Source organism: Nonomuraea sp. NPDC001831 (genome assembly GCF_042892035.1).
Taxonomy (GTDB): domain Bacteria; phylum Actinomycetota; class Actinomycetes; order Streptosporangiales; family Streptosporangiaceae; genus Nonomuraea.
Genome location: NZ_JBIATU010000013.1, coordinates 169,212 through 180,798 on the forward strand (window position 1 = coordinate 169,212; position 11,587 = coordinate 180,798).

The following is an 11,587-nucleotide window of genomic DNA, read 5'->3' on the forward strand; positions in this document are numbered from 1 at the left end:
GAGATACCCTGATCTGGTGACACGACCGTCGGCCTATCTTGATCATGCGGCGACCACGCCCATGCTGCCCGAAGCGATCGAGGCCATGACGGAGCAACTCAAACGCGTCGGCAACGCCTCCTCGCTGCACGCCGCGGGCCGTCAGGTGCGCAGGGTCGTCGAGGAGTCCCGCGAGAGCATCGCCGACGCCCTGGGGGCCCGGCCGAGCGAGGTCGTGTTCACCTCGGGCGGCACCGAGGCCGACAACCTGGCCATCAAGGGCCTCTACTGGGCGCGCCGGCCCCGGCGGCGCATCCTGCTCAGCTCCGTCGAGCACCACGCCGCGCTCGACCCGGCCGCGTGGCTGGCCGAGAGCCAGGGCGCCGAGGTGGAGCTGCTCGACGTCGACGAGTACGGCCGGGTCCATCCCGACACGCTGCGCGCCGCCATCGAGCGCGACCCCGACGACGTGGCCATGATCAGCGTCATGTGGGCCAACAACGAGGTGGGCACGGTCCAGCCGGTCCACGTGCTGGCGGCCGTCGCCCACGACCACGGCGTCCCGTTCCACACCGACGCGGTGCAGGCGATCGGGCAGCTCCCGGTGTCCTTCGCCGACTCCGGCGCCGACGCCCTCACGCTGACCGGCCACAAGGTCGGCGGCCCGATGGGCGTGGGCGCGCTGCTGCTGACCAGGGGGCTGACCCCGGTGTCGGTGCAGCACGGCGGAGGTCAGGAGCGCGACGTGCGCTCCGGCACCCTCGACGCGCCCGCCATCGCGGGCCTGGCCGCCGCCGTGCGGACCGCCGTGAAGGAGCAGGAGGCGCTGGGCCGCCGCCTGACGGCGCTGCGCGACGAGCTCATCCAGCGCGTCCGCCAGGCCGTCCCCGACGTCGTGCTCAACGGCGACCCGACCGGCCGGCTGCCCGGCAACGCCCACTTCTCCTTCCCCGGCTGCGAGGGCGACGCGCTGCTCATGCTGCTCGACGCCAAGGGCGTGGAGTGCTCGACCGGCTCGGCCTGCTCGGCGGGCGTGGCGCAGCCCTCGCACGTGCTGCTCGCGATGGGCGCCGACGCGGCGGCCGCGCGCGGCTCGCTCAGGTTCACCCTGGGCCACACCTCGACCGCCGCCGACGTCGACCGCCTGATCGAGGTGCTGCCGGCGGCCGTCGAGCGGGCCCGCAGGGCCGGGCTCAGCTGAGGAAGGGGGAGACCGCGGCCCAGGCGGGGTCGTGGCCCACGTCGACCCGCGGCTCGCCCTCTTCCCAGCTCACGATCAGCTCCTTGGCGTGGATCGCCGCGTCGGAGGCCGGGTCGGCGTAGACGTGGACGACCCGCCGGCCGGCGGCGCTCAGGTGCGCGGCCAGCAGGGCGTCGTCGCGCAGTTTGAGCAGGCGGGCGGCCAGGCGCTCCTCGAAGTCGCGCAACGCCTTCAGCGAATCGCCGACGGGCAGGCCGTCGGCGTCGCGGTGGGCGTACGGAAGCGTGATCTCGATGTGCTGGTCGAGCAGCGGGTGGTCGACGGGCCGCAGCGGGAATCGCGCCGTGGCCACCAGCGACGCGCCCTCGCCGGTCTGGCCTTCGAGCAGCAGCCACTCCTCGCCCTGATAACCCGAGGCCAGGTCGGCGACCACGGCGGGCAGGTGGACGGCGGCGACCGCGTCGATCGGCTGGAACGTGGCGGGTGTGATCTCGCCCACCCATCTGGCGACGTCGTCCTCGCCCAGCAGCCAGTCGAGGGCGAGCAGCGTCGCCTCCAGGCGGGCCTCCTCGTCGAGCTCGCCGAAGATCGGGTGGTGGGCGGTCACGTCGACGCGCGGCTGGTTGCGCGGCACGCGCAGCCCGAAGACCAGCTTGTCGAGCGCGAACTCGAACCCGCCCACGTCGAGAGTCAGCTCCAGCGCCTGCGGGTTGGCCTGCCGGGACGGATGGAACTCCCACAGCAGGTCGGCCGGCGGCGCGGCCCTGGCCCAGCGGTGGGCGAGCGAGCGCAGCTCGGCGTCGCCGGCCGCGGTCACCACCAGGGCGTGCGCGGCGTTCCTGCCGGGCGCCACCTCCCAGACCAGGCCGGGGTCGATCGCGGCCACGGCGGGGGCGACCAGCTCCTCGATGCCGTCGGCCGTGCCCGCCGCCACCAGCGAGTCGAGCCGCGGCCTGGCCTCCTGCCACCACGCCCAGAACGCGGCCACGCCGTCGCCGGGCCGGCCGGCCTCTTCCTCTTCGTCCTTGCGCCCGAACAGTCGCATGCGCTGAATCCTTCCAGACGGAGCCGATGGCCGCGCACTCCCCGCCGGACAGTACGCTGGAACGGTCATGGGACTGCGTGTGCTTGCCGCCATGTCGGGCGGCGTCGATTCCGCCGTGGCCGCCGCCCGGATCGCCGAGGCCGGTCACGACGTCACTGGTGTGCATCTGGCCCTGTCGGCCAATCCCCAATCCCACCGCACGGGCGCGCGGGGCTGCTGCACGATCGAGGACTCCCGCGACGCGCGGCGGGCCGCGGACGTGATCGGCATCCCGTTCTACATCTGGGACATGGCCGAGAGGTTCCAGCGCGACGTGGTGGAGGACTTCGTGGCCGAATACGCCGCGGGCCGCACCCCCAACCCGTGCCTGCGGTGCAACGAGAAGATCAAGTTCGAGGCGGTGCTCGACCGGGCGCTCGCCCTCGGCTTCGACGCCGTCGCCACCGGCCACCACGCCAAGCTGTCCGACGGCGTGCTGTCCAGGAGCGTCGACCAGGGCAAGGACCAGTCGTACGTGCTGGGGGTGCTCACCCGTGAGCAGCTCAGCCACGCGATCTTCCCGCTCGGCGGCTCCACCAAGGCCGAGGTGCGCGAGGAGGCCGCGCGGCGCGGCCTGACCGTCGCCGACAAGCCCGACAGCCACGACATCTGCTTCATCGCCGACGGCGACACCCGCGGCTTCCTGGCCGGCCGGCTCGGCGCCGAGGAGGGCCCGATCGTCGACCAGGAGGGCGCGGTGGTGGGCACCCACCAGGGCGCCCACGGCTTCACGGTCGGCCAGCGCAAGGGCCTGCGCATCGACCGTCCGGCCGCCGACGGCAGGCCGCGCTACGTGTTGTCGATCGAGCCGGTCTCCAACACGGTCACGGTCGGCCCGCGCTCGGCGCTGGAGGTCACCTCGATCTCCTGCGTGCGCCCGGTCTGGAACGGCCCGTCCCGCCTCGACGACCTCACCGTGCAGCTCAGGGCCCACGGCGAGGTCTACGGCTGCCGCTTCGAGGAGGAGGCGGGCGGCGGCCTGCGCATCGACCTCGACCGCCCGGCCACCGGCGTCGCGGCGGGCCAGGCGGCCGTGCTCTACTCCGGCGACACGGTCATCGGCTCGGCCACCATCGTCTCGGCCGCCTAGGGGAGCGTCACCGACTCGCCGACCTTGAGCCGGCGCATGTCGGCGCCCTGCTTGTCCGACTCCAGCTCCAGGTAGGTGTCCACCAGCGACAGGCCGATGTCGTTGAGCAGGCCGTCGTGCGTGGAGAACGCGCGGGCCGGGCGCAGCGTGCGCAGGTACTCGACCATCTCGCTGAGCTTCATCCAGGGGGCGTTGGTCGGCGCGAGGAGGGTGGGCACCTCGACGCCGGGCAGGGTGAGCGCGTCGCCGGGGTAGAACACCTCGTCGTCGAGCATGAACCCGACGTTCTGCACGATGGGCGCATCGGGGTGGTTCTTGCTGTGCCACTCGCCGAACGCCTTCACCCGGAAACCGGCCGCGTCGAAGTCGTCGCCGTGCCGGACCACCTGGACCTTGACCGGCACGTCGGTCAGCTGGGCCGCGACGCCCTCGCACGTCCAGACCTCGATCCCGGCGGGCGCGGCCTTCAGCTTCTCGATGTCGAAGTGGTCGAAGTGCTGGTGGGTGATCAGGACCGCGTCGACCCCGTCGAGCACCGGCTCCTGCGAGAAGGTGCCCGGATCGATGACCAGGACCTTGCCGTTCTTCTCAAGGCGTACGCAGGCGTGCGTGAGTTTGGTGAGCTCCATCCGGCAGAGCCTACGCTTGTGCCCATGTCTACGTGGGAAGCCACCGGGGTCGGGTCGCATCCGGGTGAGGATCATCTTGAGGCGATCCGTGTCGTGTTCGGCGAGTTGCCCGGCCTGCCGTACCTGCCGGAGCTGCCGGCCCGCGGGGTCGGCGCCGACATGGTCGGCAGGACGGCCGGGCTGCTCATCGACCTGCCGGTCGAGGTGCAGCCGTCCGGGTGGCGGCTGGCCGACCGGCCGGGCCGCGACCATCAGCGGGCCGTCGATCACCTGCGCCGCGACCTCGACGGGCTGGAGGAGGTCGCGCACGACTACTCAGGGCCGCTCAAGCTGCAGGTGTGCGGGCCGTGGACGCTGGCCGGGTCCCTTGAGCTGAAGTACGGCGACAAGATGCTCTCCGACGCCGGAGCCGTGCGCGACCTGGTCGCGTCGCTGGCCCAGGGGGTCGCCGACCACTGCGCCGAGGTGCGGCGGCGGCTGCCGGGGGTCACCGAGATCGTGCTGCAGCTCGACGAGCCGGGGCTGCCGGGCGTGCTGGCGGGCACGGTCCCGACCGCGTCCGGGTTCGGGCGGCTGGCGGCGGTCGAGGAGTGGCGGGTGGAGGAGTCGCTGCGGCTGTTCCCCGACCCGGTGGTCCACTGCTGCGCGCCCGGGGTGCCCTACGCGCTGCTGCGGCGGGCCGGGGCGCGCGCGGTGTCGGTCGACGCGTCGCTGCTGCGCCGCAGGGACGACGACCAGCTCGGCGAGCTCTTCGAGGCCGGGGCCGGCCTGCTGCTCGGCGTCGTGCCGGGCAGGGACGTCGCGCTGCCGGACACCGGGGTGGTCGCCAGGCCCGCGGTGGAGCTGTGGCGGCGGCTCGGGTTCGCCCCCGACGGGCTGGCCGCCAAGGTCACCCTGACGCCCGCCTGCGGCCTGGCCGGGGCCTCGCCCCGCTACGCGCGGGCCGCCCTGGCGGCGTGCAGGAAGGCCGCCCAGGTGCTCAAGGACGATCCGGCAAGCGGGCTGCAAGGCGGCTGAGTAGCGTCCTTGCCATGATTGCTCGCGTTCTGGCCGCCGGTGCCGCCATGCTGATCGCGTCCGCCTCGATCGCCGTCCCCGCACGGGCCTCGGTCAACCCCGAGATCTGGAGCTGGGGGTCCATCTACTCCGCCGACCGGGCCGGGAAGGCCAAGGGCAAGGTCCTGCTCGACCGGCCGGGGTTCGTGGTCAGCGGCAGGCTGTACGACTTCCCCGGCCGTGCCGGCTGCTCGTGGCTGCAACTGCGCTGGGTCAAGGACGGCGGCGGCGACGGGCGCAAGACGTACCGCAACTGCTCGGGCACCAAGCCGCTGGAGTTCTCGCTCAAGACCGGCTACATGCTCTCCGTCGAGGGCAGGGTCTGCCGGGGCACGGCAAGGAAGATCACCGGTAACTGCTCGGTCTGGGAAGGCGTCTGGGCCCAGGGCGGATGACCGGGGGAGTCGTTCCTGTCGGAGCCCGGCGGTAGCGTTTCCTCAGCGTGTCCGACGTGGAAGGAGACCCAGCGTGAGCGAGCGTGACACCGAGGTCGGGGGCGTGCCCGTGGCCGCGCTCAAGCGGCATGCGGAGCTGAGCGAGCTGGTCGAGGACGCGCGCTGGCGCTACTACGTGCTCGACCAGCCGACGGTCAGCGACGCGCAGTTCGACGAGTGGTTCCGCGAGCTGCTCACGCTGGAGCAGGCCCATCCTGAGCTGCAGACCCCCGACTCGCCCACCCAGAAGGTGGGCGCGCCGGTCTCGGGCGACTTCGCCAAGGTCAGCCACCTCAACCGCATGGAGAGCCTCGACAACGCCTTCAACCAGGCCGACATGGCCGCCTGGATGGCCCGCGTCGAGCGGCTGGCCGAGCGCGACCCGGGGCCCTACCTGTGCGAGCTGAAGATCGACGGGCTGGCCATCGCGCTCGTCTACCGCGACGGCAAGCTGGAGCGCGGCGCCACCCGGGGCGACGGCCGGATCGGCGACGACGTCACGGCCAACGTGCGCACGATCAAGGGCGTGCCCCACCGGCTCAAGGGCGAGGGCGTGCCGAGCCTGGTCGAGGTGCGCGGCGAGGTCTACATCCCGGTCGAGGGCTTCAAGCAGCTCAACGAGCAGCTCGTGGAGCAGGGCAAGCCGCCGTTCGCCAACCCGCGCAACTCCGCGGCGGGCACGCTGCGGCAGAAGGACGCGCGCGTCACCGCCCAGCGCCCGCTGCGCATGCTCGTCCACGGCATCGGCGTCTGGGAGGGCTCGGCCGTGCCGCGCGCCCAGTCGGAGGTCTACGAGCGGCTGCGGGAGTTCGGGCTGCCGGTCAGCGACCTGTTCAAGGTGGTGCCCGGCCTCACCGAGGTCGACGAGTTCATCGAGCACTACCGGGTGCACCGGCACGATCCGGCGTACGAGATCGACGGGGTCGTGGTCAAGGTCGACGACTTCCGCACGCAGCGGGAGCTCGGGTCCACCTCGCGGGCCCCGCGCTGGGCGATCGCCTACAAGTACCCGCCGGAGGAGGTCAACACCAAGCTGCTCGACATCCAGGTGGGGGTGGGCCGCACCGGCCGGGTCACGCCGTACGCGGTGATGGAGCCCATCGTGGTCGCCGGCTCGACCGTCGAGCGGGCCACCCTGCACAACGCGGCCACGGTGATCAAGAAGGGCGTGCTCATCGGCGACACCGTGGTGCTGCGCAAGGCGGGCGACGTCATCCCCGAGATCGTCGGCGCGGTCACGGCGTTGCGCGACGGCTCCGAGCGGGAGTTCGTCATGCCGACCCACTGCCCCGAGTGCGGCACCGAGCTGGCCTACGAGAAGGAGGGCGACGCCGACCTGCGCTGCCCCAACGCCCGCAGCTGCCCCGCCCAGATCCGTGAGCGCCTCTACTTCGCGGCCGGCCGGCGCGCGCTCGACATCGACGGGCTGGGTTACGTCGCGGCGACCGCGCTCACCCAGCCGGTGCCGCCGCAGGAGCCCGTCCTACGCACCGAGGCCGACCTGTTCGACCTGACGATCGAGCAGCTCATGCCCATCCGGTCGGTCGTCCGCGACCAGGACACCGGCCTGCCCAAGCTCGACCCCGAGACCGGCGAGCAGAAGGTCGTCTCGCTGTTCGCCAACCTCGACGGCGGGCCCAGCCAGGCCGCCCGCACGCTGGTCGACGAGCTCGCCCGCGCCAAGTCGGCGCCGCTCGCGCAGGTGCTGGTCGCGCTGTCGATCCGGCACGTCGGCCCGCCGACGGCCCGCGACCTCGCCGACTCCATGCGGTCGATCGACGCCATCATGAACGCCTCGGAGGAGGAGCTGGCTTCGGTCAAGGGCATCGGGCCGCGGGTGGCGGCGACGATCCGGGAGTGGTTCGAGGTCGACTGGCACCGGGAGATCGTCGAGCGCTGGCGGCGGGCCGGGGTGCGGATGGACGACGGCCCCGCTCCGGAGAAGACGGAGCCCCAGATCCTGGAGGGGCTGACGTTCGTGGTCACCGGGACGCTGGAGTCCTACACCCGCGACACCGCGTCCGAGGCGCTGACCAGCAGGGGCGGGAAGGTGGCCGGATCGGTGTCGAAGAAGACGTCGTTCCTGGTGGCGGGGGAGAACGCCGGGTCGAAGTACGACAAGGCGGTCAGCCTGAAGGTGCCGATCCTCGACGAGCAGGGGTTCGAGCTGCTGCTGAAGGAGGGGCCGGAGGCCGCGGCGCGCGTGGCGGTGGTCGAGGAGACGTAGCGGGGCCCCGGCTCGCCCTTGCGGCGGGGCTGGTGTTCCGTGGCCCCGCGGATGCGCAGCCGGCGGGCTGGGGATCAGAGTCGTGTACGGACTGTCGATGGCCGCGCTACCCATAGTGGTTTTTGGGTATATGTCGGAAAGGAGAAGTGACGGAACGTACGCGCTTGGTTTCGCGAAGTGGGGTGAAGGTCGTACCCTCCCATAGTGACCTAATGGGGGTTCTGTTACCGATGACTGACCCAACCGACACCCGTGACACCGGTCCACGCGTCGGCACGCCGCTCTGGGCGTTCCTCGCGGGCATCACCGTGATCGGCTTCACCGCGCTGATCGTGGCCATGCTCAGGCTGGATCCGGCCGCGCTGGCGGAGCTCGCCCGTACCCCGCTGTTCTGGGTGCTGGCGGTGCTGGTGATGCTGGGCGAGCTGCGGCCCGTCATGGTGTCCTCGGCGACCGCGGTCGGCGGCACGTACCCGTCCACCATGTTCACCTTCGCGGTGCTGCTGCACTTCGGGCTGTCCACCGCCGTGCTGATGCAGGCCGTCGCCATCGCCATGAACGGCGTCGTGACGCGCAAGGCGTGGCACCGGGTCATGTTCAACGTCGCCCAGTCCACCCTCGCGCTCACCGCCGCGGCCGTGGTGCTCGGGCTGTTCGGCGTCGTGCCGGGCCCGGCCCTGCCGTGGACGCCCAGCGGGGGCGACCTGCCGGCGATCGCGCTGGCCGGGGTGGCCTACTTCGCCACCAGGGCCGCGCTCGTGTCCGGGGCGGTCGCCCTGCACGAGCGGCGTTCGATCGTCCGCGTGCTGCGGGTCACCGCCGGGCCGCAGGGGCTCGTCTACACCGCGCTGCTGGGCCTCGCACCGCTGGTCGTCGTGGTGATGGACCATTCGCCCGGCCTGGTGCCGCTCTTCGTCGCCCCGCTCGCCGCCGTCTACTTCACCGCCACGCTGTCCATGCGCCGCGACCACCAGGCCATGCACGACGAGCTGACCGGCCTGCCCAACCGCAAGATGCTCATCGTCAGCACCGAAGAGGCGCTGGCCGAGTCCCGCCACGACGAGCGGGTCGGGCTGTTCCTCCTCGACCTCGACCGGTTCAAGGAGGTCAACGACACGATGGGCCATCCGGTGGGCGACCGCCTGCTGCAGATGGTGGCCCACCGGCTCACCCACTCCGTGCGTCCGGGCGACGTGGTGGCCAGGCTCGGCGGTGACGAGTTCGCCGTGCTGCTGCCCTCGATCCGCGACGCCAACGCCGCCAGGGAGGTGGCCGCCAGGCTGCGGGCGGCCCTGACCGAGCCCGTCCGCCTGGAGGGCATGAGCTTCGACCTCGACGGCTCGGTCGGCATCGCGCTCTTCCCCGACCACGCCCCCGACTTCGAGCTGCTGCTGCAACGCGCCGACGTGGCCATGTACCTGGCCAAGGAGGGGCGTACCGGGGTAGAGCTCTACCAGCCCGACAAAGACCGCAACTCGCCCGAACGGCTCAACCTGCTGGGCGACCTGCGCCGCGCCATCGACAACCGCGAGCTGCAGCTGCACTACCAGCCCAAGGTCAGCCTGGCCGGCGGCGCGGTGACCGGGGTGGAGGCCCTGCTGCGCTGGTGCCATCCGGTGCACGGGCCGATCCCGCCGTCGGACTTCGTCCCGCTGGCCGAGCAGACGTACCTGATGCGCCAGCTCACCGAATACGTCATCGAGGCCGCGCTCGAACAGGCCGCCCGCTGGTGGCACACCGGCCTGCAGGTGCAGATCTCGGTCAACATCTCCGCCCGCGACCTGCTCGACGCGGCGCTGCCCGAGCAGCTGGAGGTCGGCCTGACCCGGTACGGCCTGCCGCCCGCGGCCATCCAGCTGGAGGTCACCGAGCGCATCCTGACCGGCGACCAGGCTTACACCCAGGAGACCATCAAGGCGCTGGCCGCGCTCGGCGTCCCGCTGTCCCTCGACGACTTCGGCACCGGCTACTCCTCGCTGATCAGGCTCCAGCGTCTGGCGGTCTCCGAGGTCAAGATCGACGCCTCGTTCGTCCGCCGCATCGCCGAGTCCGACGACGACGACCGCATCGTCCGTTCGATCGTCGACCTGGTGCGCTCGCTCGGCCTGCGCTCGGTGGCCGAGGGCGTGGAGTCCGACGACGTCGCGCTGCGGCTGGCCGAGATGGGCTGCGACCTGGGCCAGGGCTGGCTGTTCTGCCAGCCCATGCCGGCCGCCGAGGCCACCGTCTGGCTCAGGGGCCGCTGCGAGGCGGCGCCGGCCATCGAGTTCGGCTACCAGTCCGAGGTCACCCAGACGGCCTGAACGATTACAGGAGTCGACTTCGTCGAAGTACACTTCGTCGAAGTACACTTCGATGTCGTCTCTGGGGGCCTCTTGATCCCGAAGCCTGAACGCATCTTCGCGCGCGACTTCGAGTGGGAGGCTCTGACCGCCTTCGTCGAGCGTTCCGGTCCCCGGCCCCGGCCCCGGCTCGGCGTCGTCAGCGGCAGGCGCCGCCAGGGCAAGACGTTCCTGGTCGAGTCGCTGGCGCGCAAGACGGGCGGCTTCTACTTCGGCGCGACAGAGGGCACCCCGACGGAGTCGCTGAACCTCTTCGCCGCCGCTCTGGCCCGGTACGTGGGGGCTTCGGCGCCGTTCCGATTCACGACCTGGGACGAGGCGATCGGCCAGCTCTTCGCCGTCAGCGCCGAGCGCCGCGCACTCATGGTGATCGACGAGTTCCCCTACCTCAGCAAGGCGTCGCCGGCCCTGCCCTCGATCATCCAGCAGGCCGTCGACCGGGCCGTCTTCGACGAAGTGCCGGCGTCCCTGCTGTTGTGCGGCTCGGCGATGTCGGTGATGGGCCGGCTCCTGGCAGGCGACGCGCCGTTGAGGGGGCGGGCTTCCATGGAACTCGTGGTCCGGCCGTTCGACTACCGCCTCGCCGCACGGTACTGGGGGATCACCGATCCGCAGCTGGCCGTGAAGGTGCACGCGATCGCCGGCGGGACCCCCGCGTACCTGCCCCTGGCCAACGACGACAGGCCGGACGGCCTGGCCGACTTCGACGCCTGGGTGCAGCGCACGGTGCTCTCGCCCTTGACCCCGCTCTTCAAGGAGGCCCGCTATCTCCTCGAAGAGGAGGCGGAGGTGCGGGACACCGCCATGTACAAGTCCGTGCTGGCGGCCGTGGCCACCGGGAACGGCACCCGGGGCGGCATCGCGAGCTATGTGGGGCGCAAGGCGTCCGACATCGGCCATCACCTCAACGTGCTGGAGGACAGCAACCTGCTGCGCAGGGAGGTGGACGTCTTCCGCTCCTCGCGGTCGGTCTACCGCGTGTGCGAGCCGCTCATCCACTTCTACGAGGTTGTGATGCGACCCCAGTGGGGGCCGCTGGAGAGCGGCCGGGCCGAGTTCGTGTGGCAGGACGGCCGGGCCGGTTTCACCGACCAGGTGCTCGGCCCGCACTTCGAGGAGATGTGCCGTCAGTTCCACCTGCTGGAACTCGACGTCCTGGGAAACTCGCCCGGCGAGATCGGCGCGGGAACCGTCGTCGATCCCGTACGGCACGAGCAGATCCAGATCGACGTCGCGGTCTTCGCGCCGGCGATGCGCGGCGAGCGCAGGCGGGTGTTGTCGCTGGGCGAGGTGAAATGGGGCAAGGTCATGGGGCCCCGGCACGTCGCCCGGCTCAGGAGGGCGCGAGACCTGCTCGACGCCAAGGGATTCGACGTGCGGGACGCCAAGCTGGTCTGCTACAGCGGGGCCGGATTCGAGGCCGCGCTGGCCCAGGAGAGCGACGTGCTGGCGATCGGCCTGGACGAGCTCTACGGATGAGTGTGTTTCCGCCGGGTTAAGGGTTCGGGCCTGCGGCGTCAAGCCCCCTAGGATGGCAGTGTCCCA

9 protein-coding genes are annotated in these 11,587 nt (G+C 71.8%); 7 read left to right on the forward strand and 2 right to left on the reverse strand.

Going from position 1 to position 11,587, the window contains the following annotated elements; genetic code table 11:
* Positions 1-16: 16 nt before the first annotated feature.
* Positions 17-1,180, forward strand: coding sequence for a cysteine desulfurase family protein (locus ACFYYW_RS34665; protein ID WP_352318935.1), 1,164 nt, complete (start codon positions 17-19; stop codon positions 1,178-1,180).
* Here ACFYYW_RS34665 and ACFYYW_RS34670 read toward each other — a convergent pair.
* Positions 1,173-2,225, reverse strand: coding sequence for a DUF695 domain-containing protein (locus tag ACFYYW_RS34670; protein WP_387655178.1), 1,053 nt, complete (start codon positions 2,223-2,225; stop codon positions 1,173-1,175). The two genes, ACFYYW_RS34665 and ACFYYW_RS34670, sit on opposite strands and share 8 nt — an antisense overlap.
* 67 nt (positions 2,226-2,292) lie before the next feature.
* Between ACFYYW_RS34670 and mnmA the strand changes: the two genes are divergently transcribed.
* Positions 2,293-3,354, forward strand: coding sequence for a tRNA 2-thiouridine(34) synthase MnmA (gene mnmA, locus ACFYYW_RS34675; RefSeq protein WP_352318938.1), 1,062 nt, complete (start codon positions 2,293-2,295; stop codon positions 3,352-3,354).
* On the opposite strand, the gene ACFYYW_RS34680 is transcribed toward mnmA, so the two are convergent.
* Positions 3,351-3,983 (reverse strand): MBL fold metallo-hydrolase, encoded by a 633-nt coding sequence (locus ACFYYW_RS34680; protein WP_387655181.1) that lies wholly within the window; start codon positions 3,981-3,983, stop codon positions 3,351-3,353. The genes mnmA and ACFYYW_RS34680 overlap by 4 nt on opposite strands.
* Positions 3,984-4,007: 24 nt before the next feature.
* Here ACFYYW_RS34680 and ACFYYW_RS34685 point away from each other — a divergent pair, with 24 nt between their 5' ends.
* The 5 genes from ACFYYW_RS34685 to ACFYYW_RS34705 all read left to right on the forward strand — a co-directional run bounded on the left by ACFYYW_RS34685 (position 4,008) and on the right by ACFYYW_RS34705 (position 11,521).
* On the forward strand, positions 4,008-5,000 hold the full coding sequence (locus tag ACFYYW_RS34685) for a methionine synthase (protein WP_352318941.1): 993 nt from the start codon (positions 4,008-4,010) through the stop codon (positions 4,998-5,000).
* Between the two features lie 14 nt (positions 5,001-5,014).
* Positions 5,015-5,434, forward strand: coding sequence for a hypothetical protein (locus ACFYYW_RS34690; protein WP_352318943.1), 420 nt, complete (start codon positions 5,015-5,017; stop codon positions 5,432-5,434).
* Between the two features lie 73 nt (positions 5,435-5,507).
* Positions 5,508-7,700: an NAD-dependent DNA ligase LigA gene (gene ligA / locus ACFYYW_RS34695; RefSeq protein ID WP_364412734.1), complete on the forward strand. Its 2,193-nt coding sequence runs from the start codon at positions 5,508-5,510 to the stop codon at positions 7,698-7,700.
* A gap of 230 nt (positions 7,701-7,930) precedes the next feature.
* On the forward strand, positions 7,931-10,003 hold the full coding sequence (locus ACFYYW_RS34700; protein ID WP_352318947.1) for an EAL domain-containing protein: 2,073 nt from the start codon (positions 7,931-7,933) through the stop codon (positions 10,001-10,003).
* Positions 10,004-10,075: 72 nt separating this feature from the next.
* Positions 10,076-11,521: an ATP-binding protein gene (locus ACFYYW_RS34705; protein WP_387655185.1), complete on the forward strand. Its 1,446-nt coding sequence runs from the start codon at positions 10,076-10,078 to the stop codon at positions 11,519-11,521.
* Positions 11,522-11,587: the final 66 nt, after the last annotated feature.